This window comes from Phaeobacter sp. QD34_24, assembly GCF_028890115.1.
Taxonomy (GTDB): domain Bacteria; phylum Pseudomonadota; class Alphaproteobacteria; order Rhodobacterales; family Rhodobacteraceae; genus Phycobacter.
This window is the reverse complement of record NZ_JARCJD010000021.1, coordinates 21,815-37,059: the sequence shown is the minus strand read 5'-3', so window position 1 is coordinate 37,059 and position 15,245 is coordinate 21,815. Positions and strand designations below refer to the sequence as shown.

Below are 15,245 nucleotides of genomic sequence, written 5' to 3'. Positions count from 1 at the left end.
AGCATGCCGGTGGCGCGGGGAGATATGCAAGAACAATGCCGCCGCCCCCCTGCGTGGAACCTTGATTGTCCAGCGGCGCAGTTGTATCTCACTGGCATGACTTTCGTATTGGCCCAGAATATCGAACTGCAAGACCGCGCTCGTCTGCGCGAACGGTTCTATGGCGCCGCCCGCACGGTTCTGGCGCGCCTATAAGGCTGCCGCCCGAGCCACAAGCCAGCTTTTCCAATACAGAACGGGAGAGGACCCATGTCCCCCAAGACACTCTATGACAAGATCTGGGATGCGCATGTTGCGCATGAATCAGAGGATGGCACCTGCCTGCTTTATATCGACCGCCACCTGGTCCACGAAGTGACCAGCCCGCAGGCCTTTGAAGGGCTGCGCATGGCCGGCCGCAAGGTGCATTCGCCAGAGAAGACCATCGCCGTACCGGACCACAACGTTCCCACCACGGCGGGCCGTGAAGACCCGGCGCAGATGACCGAGGAAAGCCGCATCCAGGTTGAGGCGCTCGATAAGAACGCCAAGGAATTCGGGGTGCACTACTACCCGGTCAGCGACATCCGCCAGGGCATCGTGCATATCGTCGGCCCCGAACAGGGCTGGACCCTGCCCGGCATGACCGTGGTCTGCGGCGACAGCCATACCGCCACCCACGGCGCATTCGGCGCGCTGGCGCATGGCATCGGCACCTCCGAGGTGGAGCACGTGTTGGCCACCCAGACGCTGATCCAGAAGAAATCGAAGAACATGAAGGTGGAGATCACCGGCAAGCTGAAGCCGGGCGTGACCGCCAAGGACATCACCCTGGCGGTGATCGGCGAGACCGGCACCGCCGGCGGCACCGGCTATGTGATCGAATACTGCGGTGAGGCGATCCGCGATCTCTCCATGGAAGGGCGCATGACCGTCTGCAACATGGCGATCGAAGGCGGCGCCCGCGCGGGGCTGATCGCGCCGGATGAAACCACCTTTGAGTATGTCAAAGGCCGCCCGCACGCCCCCAAGGGTGCCCAGTGGGAAGCCGCGCTGAACTGGTGGAAGACGCTTTACACCGATGAAGGCGCCCATTTCGACAAGGTGGTGACCCTGAAGGGCGAAGATATCCAGCCCGTCGTCACCTGGGGCACCTCGCCCGAGGACGTTCTGCCGATCACCGCCACCGTTCCCTCCCCTGAGGATTTCACCGGCGGCAAGGTCGAAGCGGCCCGTCGCGCGCTGGATTACATGGGGCTCACCCCCGGTCAGAAGCTGACCGACATCCAGATCGATACCGTCTTCATCGGCTCCTGCACCAATGGCCGGATCGAGGATCTGCGCGCCGTGGCCGAGGTGGTCAAGGGCAAGAAGATCAAGGACGGCATGCGGGCCATGATCGTGCCCGGCTCGGGTCTGGTCCGCGCCCAGGCCGAGGAAGAAGGCCTGGCCGACATCTTCAAGGAGGCCGGTTTCGAATGGCGCCTTGCGGGTTGCTCCATGTGCCTGGCGATGAACCCCGACCAGCTGTCCGAGGGTGAGCGCTGCGCCGCCACCTCGAACCGCAACTTCGAGGGGCGTCAGGGCTATAAGGGCCGCACCCACCTGGTCAGCCCGGCCATGGCCGCCGCTGCCGCCATCACCGGTCACCTGACCGATGTCCGCGAGCTGATGTAAGGAGCCAGCGATATGGAAAAGTTCGAAAAACTGCACGGTATCGCGGCGCCCATGCCGCTGGTCAATATCGACACCGATATGATCATCCCCAAGATCTTCCTGAAGACGATCAAGCGCTCGGGCCTTGGCGTGAACCTCTTTGACGAGATGCGCTATGACCGCGAGGGCAACGAGATCGAGGATTTCGTGCTGAACAAGCCGCAATACCGCGAGGCTGAAATCCTGGTGGCGGGCGACAACTTCGGCTGCGGTTCCTCGCGCGAACACGCCCCCTGGGCGATTGCGGATTTTGGCATCAAATGCGTGATCTCCACCTCCTTTGCCGACATCTTCTTCAACAACTGCTTCAAGAACGGTATCCTGCCCATCGTGCTGCCGCAGGAACAGGTCGACCTCTTGATGAAGGACGCGGAAAAAGGCGCAAACGCGCGCATGACCGTGGATCTGGAAGCGCAGGAAATCACCACGTCGGATGGTGAGGTGATTCCCTTCAATGTGGACGCGTTCAAGAAGCACTGCCTGCTGAACGGGCTGGATGACATCGGCCTGACCATGGAAAAGGCGGGCGCCATCGAAAACTACGAGAGCAAGATGTCCCAGGAGCGCCCCTGGGTGTGACCGGATCTGCCGCAAAATGACTGCGAAAGCCGCCCCTGCGGGCGGCTTTTTTCGTGGCGGGCCGACCCGCGCCGACCGCCCCCGCGCCACAATTGAGACATATTTACTAAAATTATCCCGAAACCCACCGGCCCTGGAAATCGCGCCCAAGCCGCTTGCGGTCGGGATGCCGCCACCCCCAACATCTTGTGGAAGCCCCCGCAAGGCGCTGAAATCCAAGGCATCCGCTGATGTATTCCCGCACCAGTCCCCCCGCGATGAGCGCATTTTCGCGGAGTTTCCGGATCAAGCCACTTGAGTGCAGCCCCCCTGCCATGCTGAAATGAGGCACAATTGAGGCAGACTCTTCGGTGCAGACCGGAGAACACAAGTTGGAACAAAGGTCCGGCAAAAGTACCGGCCAGTCCAGGTTGAAGGAAACAGAGGCAGTGTTCGCACGCATCACAGGCGCGGCAATCCGTGGCGTATTGGTGGCATTGTTGATTGCAATGCCCTCCTTGCTGCTACCGGTATCAGCCACCGAATCTCCGGAGATCGTCGTCTTCATGGCGCTGCTGGGCGCGGTGCTGACCTTTGCCGAGTATTTCTCGAACTATCCAAGCTTTGTGGAATTCCGCCAGGCGCCGCCGCTCAACCGGATGCGCTTTTTCTCCTTCTTTGCGGCGGTGGGCCTGTTGAGCCTGCTGGCGCGCCATCCTCTGGATCCCACCAGCCTGACCGCGCTTGTGCATGAGGTTGCCCTGCGCCTGGGCGCGATGATGGATTTTGCCTATTCCCCCGTTCAGCTCACCACTTTGATGATGCCTGCAGAGGTGCCCGATGCGCTGGTGCTGGCGGTGCGCTCGGCCGCGGGGCTGAGCTATCTTCTGGCCGCGCTGGCGATCATCGCCTTCGCCCTGGCGATCCGAATCGGGAATTGGCCGCTTGGCAATGGCGCCTTCAATGTCTGGGTGAACCTACCGCTGTTCGACCCGACCACCGGCGGAGACGTGGTGCTGCGCCTGCAACGGGACGGGCGCATCAACATGGTAATCGGCGTGCTGTTGCCCTTTGCCATTCCGGCCCTGGTGAAACTCGGCTCCGGGCTGGTCGATCCCGCCGTGCTGGCCGCGCCGCAGACCCTGGTCTGGACCATCGGTCTCTGGGCCTTTGTCCCTGCCTCGATGATCATGCGCGGGCTGGCACTGTTGCGGGTGGCCGAGCTGATTGCCCAAAGACGCCGGGCCGCCTACGCGGATCCCGAGATCCTGCAAACCGCATGACGGGACGGGCCGTTCCCCTGGCGGCCGCGTTTTCCATCCTCCTGTCAGTATGTCTGCCTGCCTGGGCCGACAGCTATCGCATTGCCACTTTCAACACCGAACTCTCCCGCAAGGGGCCGGGCCTGCTGCTGCGCGACATTGAACAGGGAAAGGATGCGCAAATCGCCGCTGTGATCCGGGTGATCCAAGCTTCGAAGGCTGATGTGATTGCCCTGCAGGGGATTGATTGGGACTATGAGAACCTGGCGCTGAAGGCCCTACAGCGGCGCCTGGACCTTGCCGGGGCGACCTATCCCTATCTCTTTGCCAGGCGACCCAACGCAGGCTTTCCTTCCGGGCTGGACCTGGACGGTGACGGACGCCTTGGCGGGCCCGGAGATTCCCAGGGTTATGGCGATTTCACCGGCAAGGGCGGGATCGCCCTGCTGTCACGCCATCCGATCCTGGACGATGAGGTCCTGGACCTGTCGCCGCTTCTGTGGCGGGACCTGCCTGCCGCATTGCTGCCTCAACACCCCGATGGCAGTCCCTTCCCCACGGCCCAAGCGCAAGCGGCCCAGCGCCTGTCTTCGACGGCCCATTGGGTTGTGCCGATCCGATTGCCGGACGGCCAGCACCTTGATCTGATGGTCTTTCAGGCGGGGCCTCCGGTGTTCGATGGTCCCGAAGACCGCAATGGCCGCCGCAACCACGATGAGATCCGCCTCTGGCAGCTTCTGCTGGACGCGCGTCTCCCCGCTCCATTTCATCGTGCCCAGAACCGCCCCTTCGTGATTGTCGGCGGCGCCAATCTCGACCCCGAAAAGGGTGACGGATTGCGCAGCGCCATCCAGGGGTTGCTGGCAGATCCCCGGCTGAAGGATCCGCGCCCTGGCAGCCAAGAGGCCGACTTGAGCACGGTGGATTGGCAGACCCCCGGCAGGATGCGGGTGGACTATGTGCTCCCGTCGGCAAACATTCAGGCTCTGGATGCAGGGGTTTTGTGGTCGCTGCCCGGTGAAGACACGGCACAACGTGCCAGTCGGCACAGGTTGGTCTGGGTGGAGATCGACCTGCCCCCGCTCTCCACACCAGAAACCGACTGACACCAGAAAAGGCGCTCTCCCGCCCGTCATTGCCTCCTGTCAGAGGCGCTTCCCGTTGGGCGTGGCACCGCGCATGGCGCGGTGCCACGCCCAACGCCGCCAAGGTGTTCTGGCGCCAGCCAGGGCACCTGCGGGGGCGGGAGATCCTGCCTGCCGTGCCGCTATCTCAGCAGATCCTTGGGCAGCGCCTGGTGCAGTGCTTCTGAAAGCTGTGTGTGTTCGAAGCCGGGCAACAGGCCCTCAAACAAGCTGCCATCCAAACTGTGCGCGGTATTCCAAAGGTAGCGCATCTCGAGAAGGCAGCGCCCCATCGGCCAGAACGGGCGCGCCAGTTGCACCGGCCACCAGGCCATCTGCTTCATGACAACCGGCTGTTCCAAGCAGCCATTCACCGACGCCAGCAAGTCGCGCCCACTCAGCGTGTATCCAGGAAAGGGAATGTCCGCAAAGACCGGCAGGCGATCCCCGAGATCCGCCAACCCCACCGCTGCCCGTGCCATATCGGGCAGATAGGCCCAGGCATGTGGAATGTCCGGATTGCCGGGATAGACGAACCGCCCCTTGGTCAACTTCGCCGTCATCACCGCATCGAACCAGTTCCCCGAGGCCTCGGTATCCAGAAAATCCCCGGCCCGCAGCAGGATGGTCCGCACACCGGAGGTGCGATAGGCCTCCTCCATCGCGATCCGGATACGGCCCAGCGGGTTTTCGGCCCGATGAGGCGAGCGCGCGGACCAGGGGCCGGGGGTCTGAGGCCCGAAGACATAGACATTGCCCGGCACGATCACGGTGGCACCGCTTGCCTTGGAGGCGGCGATCACCCGGGCGTGAAGACCCGGCACCTGAGCGGCCCAGTCGGGATAGGCCGGGTTCCACCCCACCACGATGATATCCTTGCCCATGGCGGCACGCATCAGATCATCCCGCCCGCGGTCAAAGGGCAGCACGGTATCTCCTGCCGCCTCAAAGGCACGAAAGGCAGCGCGGCCAAACCGGCCGGTTGCACCAAGGACAAGCACATTGCGGGGCATGATCTGTTCCTTTCATCCTGAACAGCCCCAGAATAGGCAGAGGATTGCATCATTCATATTGCATGGATCCGCAGATCTGCCATTCATTTGTGAATGGATAACCCTGCATTGACCGACTGGACCCTGATCCAGAGCTTTCTCGCCGTTGCCGAAACCGGCTCGCTTTCGGCGGCGGCAAAACGGCTGCGGCGCAGTCAGCCCACCCTGGGGCGCCATATCCAGACGCTGGAACGCGAGCTGGACCAGCGCCTGTTCCACCGCCACCCGCGTGGCCTGACCCTGGCGCCACAGGGGGAAAGACTGCTGCCCCTGGCGCGAGAGATCAACGACCGCATGAATGCCATCAGCCTGCAGGCCGCCGGCCAGTCGCAGGACTTGACGGGAACGGTGCGGATCACCGCCAGCGTCTTTGCCTCGCACTATGTCTTGCCTGCCATCCTGGCCGAGATCCGCGCGGCTGAGCCCGGGATCGAACTGGAACTGGTGCCCAGCGATGCCTCCGAAAGCCTGGTGTTCCGCGCCGCCGATATCGCGGTCCGCATGTATCGCCCGACGCAGCTTGATATCGTCGCCCGCCATGTGGCGGATCTGCCGCTCGGGATCTTTGCCGCCACAAGCTATCTGGACCGGCGCGGGCGCCCCGACACCCTTGCCGATCTCTGGCAACACGACCTGATCGGCTATGATGCAGACGATCTGATCCTGCGCACCATGCAGGCCATGGGGTTTGACGTCGACAGGCATGACTTCGCGCTGCGCTGCGACAACCAGTCCGCCTATTGGGAGCTGTTGCGCGCAGGCTGCGGGATCGGGTTTTCGCAGCGTGGCCCCGCCCTCCTGGACACGGAGGTCGAGGAAGTGGATCTGGGCCTGTCGCTGCCGCCGCTGCCGGTCTGGCTGGCCGCCCATGGCGTGATGCGGCAGACCCCGCGGATCCGGGCCGTCTGGGATATGCTGGCAACAGGGTTGGAGCGCGCGGCAAAACAGGCCATCGCCCCTTAAAATCAAGGCCGCGTTATTGACGCTGGCCCGCGCGAAGAGTACCCCGTTCCCAGCTATTTCAAGGAGGAAGCGCATGTCCAACCCATCGATTCTGATTCTGCCCGGTGACGGGATCGGCCCCGAAGTCATGGCAGAGGTCCGCAAGGTCATCGGCTGGTACGGTGACAAGCGCGACATTCAGTTCGATGTGAGCGAGGATCTGGTCGGCGGCGCCGCCTATGACGCCCATGGAACGCCCCTGCATGACGACACCATGGCCAAGGCACAAGAGGTCGACGCCGTGCTTCTGGGTGCCGTGGGTGGCCCCAAGTATGACGTGCTGGACTTCTCGGTAAAACCCGAGCGCGGGTTGCTGCGCCTGCGCAAGGAAATGGACCTTTACGCCAACCTGCGCCCAGCACAGTGCTTTGACGCGCTGGCGGATTTCTCGTCGCTGAAGAAAGACGTGGTCGCAGGTCTCGACATCATGATCGTGCGCGAACTGACCTCGGGCATCTACTTCGGTGAGCCGCGCGGCATCATCGAGGAAGGCAACGAGCGCGTCGGCATCAACACCCAGCGCTATACCGAGAGCGAGATCGACCGCGTTGCGCGCTCGGCGTTCGAGCTGGCGATGAAACGCGACAAGAAGCTCTGTTCGATGGAAAAGGCCAACGTGATGGAGTCGGGCATCCTGTGGCGCGAAGTCGTCACCGAGGTCGGCAAGGACTACCCCGAGGTCGAACTCAGCCACATGTACGCCGACGCCGGCGCCATGCAGCTGTGCCGCTGGCCCAAGCAGTTCGACGTGATCGTTACCGACAACCTGTTTGGCGACCTCCTGTCCGATGCCGCCGCGATGCTGACCGGCTCGCTTGGCATGCTGCCCTCGGCCAGCCTCGGCAAGCCGATGGCCAATGGTCGCCCCAAGGCGCTCTATGAGCCCGTGCATGGCTCGGCACCCGACATTGCCGGTCAGGGCAAGGCCAACCCGATCGCCTGTATCCTCAGCTTTGCCATGGCGCTGCGCTATTCCTTCGACATGGGCGCAGAGGCGGACCGCCTCGAAGCCGCTGTCGAAAAGGTTCTGGCCGACGGCGTGCGCACGGCGGACCTTCTGGGTGAAGAAGGCGTCGATCCGGTCTCCACCAGCGAAATGGGCGATGCCATCGTCGCCGCGCTCGACGCGAGCCTCTAAGGCTCTTTCACAGGATCGGCTGCGGCGGCAGGTCTTGCCGCAGCCAGCGCTTCACGCGCGACATGACCATAGAATGCAATGCGCTCGGCATGATGCAGGCTGCGCTGCAACCACCGCATTGCGTCCGTATGGGCAAAAACCTCGGACAATTGGTACATCCCGGCATGCTCCCCTAGCATCAACGCCCTTCGGTGGCGGTTGGTGCGCTGTTCAACCAGCCGCGCCAGACGCTCAAGCCGGGTCGCTGCTCGATGCAGATCGGCCGAATCGTCGGCACATTCCTGCAATGCCATGGCAAAGGCCCGCGCCGGGCGGCGCAGCAGCGGATCCTCCAGAAGGTCCGCGATACGTGCGGTCTGCTTGCAGCGCTCCATCAGCCGCAGCAGGTGGTCGATCTGATGCATGAGGGCACCATAGGTGCGCTGCTGATCCGCGCGCCCCTCTGGCAGGCGGATATCGGCGAGAAACGCGGACAACTCCTGCACCCCCGTCTCGACGGCATGCAGCGCGGCCACGGGCCGATAGTCCGGCGGCTCCTGCAAGGCCGCCACCAGGGCCGTATGGATCCGCCGCGACAGGGTCGCCGTCGCCGCCTCTGCCGCCACCAGGGCAAGGTCAGGATCCTGCAACAGCGCCCGGTCCAGATGGATGAGCGGCGCCGCCGGATGCTCGGGCACCAGCCGCGCCACAACGGCGGCAAAGCGCCCGGTCAGCGGCAGGAACATCACCGTTCCCAGGATATTGAACCCCATATGGAAAATCAGCACCGCCGTCACCGGCCCGACCGCAGCCAACAGGGCGGCAAGCCCGGCCTCTCCTGTGATCAAGATCACCAGCGCCACCACCGAGGTCACCACGTTGAACAGCAGGTTCGCCAGGGCCGTCTGGCGCATGGGGCGCGATCCCCCGAGGGAGGCCAGAATGGCGGTGAAGGTGGTTCCCACGTTCATGCCGATCACGATTGCCAGGGCCTGCGTCAGGGTCAGCGCTCCGCCCTGTACCATCACCAAGGCCAGAGCCACCGCCGCCGAGGAGGACTGCATCACGATGGTGATCCCCACCCCCAGCCCCACCAGCACTATGAGCCCCCACAGGGTATCGGTGGGCAGCATCTTTGGCGTGATCAGCCCCGAGACATCACCCATGCCCGCCTGCATCAGATCCAGTCCGATCAGCAGCAGGCACAGCCCCGACACCATCCGGCCAATGCGCGCCACCCGGCCGCGCCCCAGAAGATCCGCCAGCCCCGCCAGCAGCAAACCCGCCATCGCAAGGCTGCCCAGCTTCAGCTTGAAGCCGAGGATCGACACCAGCCAGCCCGTGGCCGTGGTGCCGATATTGGCCCCGTAGATCACCCCCAGCGCCTGCGGCATCGTCAACAGCCCGGCGCCAACAAAGCCCACGGTCATCACGGTCGTGGCACTGGAGGATTGGATGATGGCCGTCGACACGGTTCCGGTCATCACCCCACGCAGGGGCGTGGTGGTGAAACGCGTGAGAACGGCGCGCAGGTTCGATCCGGCCGCGTCCCTCAGGGCTGCGGTCATGATCTTCATGCCCACCAGAAACATGCCGATGCCGCCCAGAATGGAAAGGTAGTCAGCCGTCATAGAACCGCCTGCATCCGGTTATGCGGGCAGTGTCGGCGGGCGGGGGCAGGTTTTGGATAATTCGGCATGGCGGAAAAATACCACGACAATTGCGCTTGCAAAACCCACGCTCCGGGTATAATCCCGCGCCACGGTCGGAGTGTAGCTCAGCCTGGTAGAGCACTGTCTTCGGGAGGCAGGGGCCGGAGGTTCGAATCCTCTCACTCCGACCAATAAAACAAGGCGCCCCAGGGCGCCTTTGTTGTTTTCAAGACAGGGATCGCAGGTTCGTTGAACCTGAGCGAAGCTGTCCCCCCTGCGATATCAGCCATTTGGCTAGGCTCAGGATCCGGATCTGAGACCCGCGGCTTCCCGGTCAGGTCACTTCTCTGCGCCACCTGCTGCGTCTCTGTCCGCACTGCTCCCCTTTTTGTCACTCCCGAGGTTCGTCTTCCTTTCTGCCAGCAATGCCATCCAAGGAGCGGCATCAAACCGGGACAGGTCCCTGCTGGCGCAGGCTGGCACACCTTCAGAATGTGGACTTTGAGTAAAAAACATCTAAGCTCGGCAGCTGAAACAGCCGCGATACCCTTTGCAGCGCCCGATGCGCTCGAAAGAAGACCGTATCCACAAGAGTCCGACATGATCGACCGCAACCGACACCAGGGTGATGGTCAGAAGGGAAACCACAGTTGGGGACAGGTGGACATTGACGGAACGCACCACAGAGTCCCTGCTCAGGAAGCTGATAGTTGGCAGGGAGTTTTCCAGGCTCGATCCAATGGAAGCGCTGGCATTCTATTGCTCGACCCTGGCTGACGCCATTCACGTTGATCGGATAACGGTTTGGCCATGCAAGACGCAGGCCCAGCATCTGCTGCCCCTGTTCGAATGGGGTGCAGGGCGCGCCCAAGGCCGAACGATCGACGCGTCGGCCCTCCCCCCCTTGCTGAAGGCGCTGGAGGATCAGGCTGTCATTGCCATTGACGATGTCAGCGAAGCGCCGGAACAGATTTCACCTGCGGGGGGTGCGGCCCGCTCGATCCTGGCCTGCCGCCTGGCCTCCGTCGGCCAGAGCCCCGGGATCCTTGTTCTGGAACGTATCGGCAGGCAGCACCTATGGAGCGCCGAGGAACAGACCGTTGCGGAATGCATCGCCAGCCTTGTTTCAGCCTGTTTCGATACGCCCCGCGACCAGGTCTCTCACCCCAAGGCCGATGTTGCCCAAAGAAGATCCTCGTATTTCGATCAGCACGTCGTCGACCAATACTGGGAAATGGATACGGACTTCAGGTTGCAGAAGTACCATCTCGGCGGGGCGAAGACCTCGCGCGATCTGGAGCCTCTCATCGGTCTGAAACTGTGGGAGATGCCGCAGGTTGACCCGGCACGGGGATCCTGGGGCGAGTTGCAAGGGGTGGTTGCGGAACGGGGCGATATTGACGACTGCACCTTTGCATCTGTCGACAGCACGGGCCAACGGGTGTTTCTGGAGCTCTCCGCCAAGCCATCCTATTCGGACGATGGGGCGTTTCTTGGCTATTGCGGGATCATACGCGACATCACAAACCGTGTGATGCGGGAACAGGATCTGAAGTCCAGCGAGCAGAAATACCTGAATGCGGCACGGCTGGCGAATGTGGCCTCTTGGATCTGGGACGAAGTCGAGGCGCGCATTTCCTACTGCTCTCCCGAGCTGGCGAATATCTATGGCATTTCGCCGGAAGAGTTGATGAGCAGGACTGTCGCCAACAAACACGTCGATGCGGCGCAGGACGACAGCAACGGGCTGCAGTACGATAAAGATCTCAGCTGGATCCACCCCGATGACAGGGACCGCTACCGTGCGGTGGTTGAAGGGGCCTCCAGGAACCGGACCGGCTACAATATCGTCACCAGGATCATCCGCGACGACGGTGACGTGCGCGTTCTTCACGAGATTGGCGAACCGGTTTTCGACATCACCGGCAAATTGATCGAAACGACGGGTGTGCTGCTGGATGTGACCGAGCAGGAGAACAGGAAATCCGAGCTCGAGTTGAAACGCGCCCAGTTGGAAAACCTGATGGACAATATTCCCGGTGCCATCTACCGGGTGAAGAACGATGAAAACTGGACGCCGATCTACAAAAGCGCCGGGTTTAACACGTTCTTTGATCCCAAGCTGCGCGATGATCAGGACGGTGAGCGTCACACGATCAACTTCGGCTCGGTTATTTCCGAAACCGACATGAAGAAGATGAACGAGGCGGTCGACAAGGCAATAGCCGATGGCAGCGATTTCTCGTTCGAGTATGCCGTCAAAAGGAGCGATGGCAGCGAAATCTGGCTGAGTGAACGCGGACGCCCGATCGTCACCGAAGACGGCGAGATTGAACTGGAAGGCGTGCTGATCGATGTGACCGAAAAGCACGAGGCGCAAACCGCATTGGCCCAGGCGCAGAAAATGGAGGCCATTGGCAAGCTAACCGGCGGCGTGGCTCATGACTTCAACAACCTGCTGGCTGTAATCCTCGGGAACCTTGAACTGCTTCAGGAAGAGCTGACCAGCGTGGATCAGCTGGCCTTCGTTCGCAAGAGCATCGCGGCCACCAGGCGCGGAGCGGATCTCACTCAAAACATGCTCAGTTTTGCGCGCCAGGCACGTCTTGAACCCACCACGCTTCACCTGAACGCCGTCATCGAAGACACGCAGAACTGGATCAGCAGGACGCTGCCTGAAAACATCGAGATCCACATGGCGCTCAGCAGTGACCTGTGGGAGGTGTCCGCGGATCGTAGCTCTACCGAAAGCGCCTTTTTGAATCTCATCCTGAATGCCAGGGACGCGATGCCGCATGGTGGCAAGATGACCATCGAAACCTGCAATATCGAGAGAGACCAGGATTTCAGGGATTCCAGCGGCGAACTGGTTCGACAGGGCAGATACGCGGTTCTTTCCGTCACCGATACCGGCTGTGGCATCCCGAAGAATGAAATCGGCAAGATATTCGAACCCTTCTACACCACCAAGGAAGCGGGACGCGGCTCGGGGCTTGGTCTTTCGATGATACAGGGCTTTGTCAAACAAACCGGCGGATCGGTTCAGGTCTATTCGGAGCCCGGGATCGGCACCACCTTCAGGATATACTTCAAGACGCTGGAGACGGGCGATGGCAGCTCGACCGCACAGCCCGCACGGGCCGAAGAGGCCCTGCAGAACGTCGGGGCAAAGGTTCTTGTTGCCGAGGATGAGCCGGAGGTTCTGGAGATCATCCAGAAAACACTCGAGGGAATCGGGTGCATCGTGACCCCGGCAAACAGCGGCGACGACGCATTGGAGATATTGCAGCAGGATCCGGACTTCGACTTGCTGGTGACCGACATCGTGATGCCCGGCGCGCTGATGGGGACACATCTGGCAAAGGCCGCGCGGGCATTGCGGCCCGAACTGGCTGTCATCTTCATGTCAGGCTACGCCAATGAAGCCCAGGTCCACGGCAACGGCCTGCGCCCCGAAGACCTGCGGTTGAGCAAGCCGATCCCAAAGAATGACCTGATCGCAGCCGTCAAACACGCCTTGAAACGGGGCGGGCAGCCCTGAGCCGCCCCAGCTGCGACGTGCAGAGGCTCATGATCATCGAGACGCCCTAGGGCCTGGCTAGGTCAATGCCGACAGCCGGGGTCTGTACATCACCCGGTCTTGCGCAGCATGGTCGCCACGGCCTTCAACAGGTCGGCCTTCGGCACAGGTTTCATCAACCGCACGTCTTCGGGACGCAGGCCGTTGCCATGCACCGTCGCCTCGGCGGCATAGCCGGACATGAAGATGAAGGGGGTATCGGGATGCGTCTCGCGGATCCTCTTTGCAAGGTCGGTCCCCTGCAGGTCCCCGGGCATCACGATGTCGGTCACGACAAGGTCGAATGTCGGATCGGACTGGAATATCTCAAAGGCGGCATCGCCGGTGCTGGCGGCTGTCACCTCGTAGCCGCCGGTCTGCAATATGGTCAGCAGAAGTGCCCGGACCTGCTCTTGATCCTCGGCCAACAGGATACGCCCGGCGCCCGCGTTGCGGTCCGCCTGCACCGGCGACTCTTCCGCCTTGGCGGGCAGAGCCGTGTCGCTGACCGGAAAATACAGTTTCAGCGTGGTTCCAACGGCTGTTTCGCTATAGACCTGAACGGTGCCCAGCGACTGCTGCACAAAGCCCTGCACCATCGACAGACCCACCCCGGACCCGGATCCGGGCGGCTTGGTGGTGAAGAAGGGATCGAACATGCGCTCCAGGATTTCAGGATCGATCCCGGTGCCAGTGTCGCTGACCGCCAGCATGACATAGCGCCCGGGCTTGATCTCTTCGCCCCGGGCATCGAGGTAGGTTTCATCCAGGCGGATGTTTGCGGTTTCTATGGTCAGCCTGCCATGGCCCTGCATTGCATCGCGGGCATTCAGGATCAGGTTCAACAGCGCGCTTTCCAGGGAGGTCCGATCCAGCTTCACCGGCCAAAGACCGGCCAGCAGAGAGATCTCCACGACGATAGAGGCCGGCAGGGTACGGCGCATCCATTTCTCTGCCTCGTGCACAATCGTGTTGAGATCCACCACCTCGGGCTGCAAGCGGGCCTCATGCGCGAAGGCAAGCAGGCTTCGGGTCAGACCCGCCCCGCGTTCACTGGCTGAAATGGCGCCGTTGATGATGACCTCAAGCTCCTCGTCCTCGACCCGCTCGCGCAGCAATTCGAGGTTGCCCATGATGATCGCCAGGATGTTGTTGAAGTCATGCGCCACGCCGCCGGTCAACTGGCCGATGGCCTCACGTCTTTGCGATGCCGCCAGGCTGGACTGGAGATCCTCCCGTTGTTTTTGTTCGGCCAGCCGGTTCGAGATGTCCGAGATATTCGCCCGCATCAACGTCCTGTCCGTCGGGGGAATCCGCGACAGGGAAATCTCGCAAAACACCGCTTCGCCTTCGGCGTTCAGGATCTCCAGGTTGAAAACAGGATGCGCGCCATCCAATGCCTTGTCCATATGTTGCCGGACGACATCGGCGCTCAGGTCTCCGGAGGGTTGTCGCTCGGGGCACTGTTTTTCCAGCATCGGTGCGTTTTCGAGATCGTCCCGGGAGATGCCAAAAAGCTCTTCTGCCCGCCTGTTCACCGCGGCGACCTGCCCGGCGTCCAAATCAAAGATCACAATTGCATCGGGCGAAAACTCCACCATCGCGATCAGCTGGCTGTTCTTCTGCTCGGCCTCCGCATCGGTATCGACCCAAAACGCCCTGAGGTTGAAAATCAAGGTAAGGACGATCAGGCTGCACACGATCAGCGCCCATGTGGCGACAACCCAGCTGCGCGGATCCTGGTTCCACTGGGAAATCGTGATCTGCGGCGAACTCAGCACTCCATTCGTGAACAAGAAACCAAAACAGGCCATGCCCACGACAATCGCGGCAAAAAATATGAGCGCGGATTTCCGGCTGAAGATAAAGGCCCAGATCGCCAGGATGAACGGCAAGGCCCCGACGCCAGTGGACGCCAGCCCCAGGTTCGCCATGCCCAGAGAAATCGCGCTCAGATACCCTGCAACCAGGAGGAACCCGCGCAGCATCAGGTATTTGTCCGAGCGCCAGATAATGGACGGCAGCACGCACAGCCCAAACAGCAAGGCGCCCACGATCATGTAGGACACTCCGACTTGGGAAATGCGCACCAGGGACAGAATGACGCCGACCATCGAAATAAGCGCGAGGATATCCAGCACGTGATGCTGGGTTTTACGCATGCCCTCGCCATATGTGGCGACGGTCCTGTAAAAATCTCTTATTGCCATGTGGTGCCGACAGC

Annotated in this window: 11 protein-coding genes and 1 tRNA gene; 9 read left to right on the top strand and 3 right to left on the bottom strand. The window is 62.0% G+C overall.

The window, feature by feature from the left end; all coding sequences use genetic code 11:
- The first annotated feature begins 96 nt into the window (after positions 1 to 96).
- From PXK07_RS15665 to PXK07_RS15645, 5 genes are all read left to right on the top strand, one after another.
- A complete protein-coding gene (locus tag PXK07_RS15665) occupies positions 97 to 195 on the top strand; it encodes an isopropylmalate isomerase (RefSeq protein WP_226892586.1) in 99 nt (32 codons plus the stop codon).
- A 54-nt stretch (positions 196 to 249) separates the two neighbouring features.
- Entirely contained in the window at positions 250 to 1,656 is a 1,407-nt protein-coding gene (leuC, locus tag PXK07_RS15660) for a 3-isopropylmalate dehydratase large subunit (RefSeq protein WP_274849292.1), read from the top strand.
- Between the two features lie 12 nt (positions 1,657 to 1,668).
- Entirely contained in the window at positions 1,669 to 2,274 is a 606-nt protein-coding gene (leuD, locus tag PXK07_RS15655) for a 3-isopropylmalate dehydratase small subunit (protein ID WP_274849290.1), read from the top strand.
- A gap of 428 nt (positions 2,275 to 2,702) precedes the next feature.
- Positions 2,703 to 3,536 carry a hypothetical protein gene (locus PXK07_RS15650; protein WP_274849289.1) on the top strand — a complete coding sequence of 278 codons (834 nt, stop codon included), beginning with the start codon at positions 2,703 to 2,705 and terminating at the stop codon, positions 3,534 to 3,536.
- Positions 3,533 to 4,621 carry an endonuclease/exonuclease/phosphatase family protein gene (locus tag PXK07_RS15645; protein ID WP_274849288.1) on the top strand — a complete coding sequence of 363 codons (1,089 nt, stop codon included), beginning with the start codon at positions 3,533 to 3,535 and terminating at the stop codon, positions 4,619 to 4,621. The genes PXK07_RS15650 and PXK07_RS15645 overlap by 4 nt, the downstream gene beginning before the upstream one ends.
- Positions 4,622 to 4,782: 161 nt before the next feature.
- On the opposite strand, the gene PXK07_RS15640 is transcribed toward PXK07_RS15645, so the two are convergent.
- A complete protein-coding gene (locus PXK07_RS15640) occupies positions 4,783 to 5,652 on the bottom strand; it encodes an epimerase (RefSeq protein ID WP_274849287.1) in 870 nt (289 codons plus the stop codon).
- A 93-nt stretch (positions 5,653 to 5,745) separates the two neighbouring features.
- Here PXK07_RS15640 and PXK07_RS15635 point away from each other — a divergent pair, with 93 nt between their 5' ends.
- The gene (locus tag PXK07_RS15635; protein ID WP_274849286.1) at positions 5,746 to 6,654 is read left to right on the top strand and encodes a LysR family transcriptional regulator; all 909 of its coding nucleotides are present in this window, start codon (positions 5,746 to 5,748) and stop codon (positions 6,652 to 6,654) included.
- Between the two features lie 73 nt (positions 6,655 to 6,727).
- Positions 6,728 to 7,831 carry a 3-isopropylmalate dehydrogenase gene (leuB, locus tag PXK07_RS15630; RefSeq protein ID WP_274849285.1) on the top strand — a complete coding sequence of 368 codons (1,104 nt, stop codon included), beginning with the start codon at positions 6,728 to 6,730 and terminating at the stop codon, positions 7,829 to 7,831.
- Here leuB and PXK07_RS15625 read toward each other — a convergent pair.
- Complete coding sequence (locus tag PXK07_RS15625) at positions 7,828 to 9,441, bottom strand: Na/Pi cotransporter family protein (protein WP_274849284.1); 1,614 nt, start codon at positions 9,439 to 9,441, stop codon at positions 7,828 to 7,830. The genes leuB and PXK07_RS15625 overlap by 4 nt on opposite strands.
- A 135-nt stretch (positions 9,442 to 9,576) precedes the next feature.
- Here PXK07_RS15625 and PXK07_RS15620 point away from each other — a divergent pair.
- Positions 9,577 to 9,653 (top strand) — tRNA-Pro (locus PXK07_RS15620).
- Between the two features lie 548 nt (positions 9,654 to 10,201).
- Positions 10,202 to 13,003 (top strand): PAS domain S-box protein, encoded by a 2,802-nt coding sequence (locus tag PXK07_RS15615; protein WP_274849282.1) that lies wholly within the window; start codon positions 10,202 to 10,204, stop codon positions 13,001 to 13,003.
- A gap of 89 nt (positions 13,004 to 13,092) precedes the next feature.
- Here the strand turns inward: PXK07_RS15615 and PXK07_RS15610 are convergent, their stop codons facing one another.
- Positions 13,093 to 15,183, bottom strand: a complete 2,091-nt coding sequence (locus tag PXK07_RS15610; protein WP_274849280.1) for an ATP-binding protein — start codon at positions 15,181 to 15,183, stop codon at positions 13,093 to 13,095.
- Positions 15,184 to 15,245: the final 62 nt, after the last annotated feature.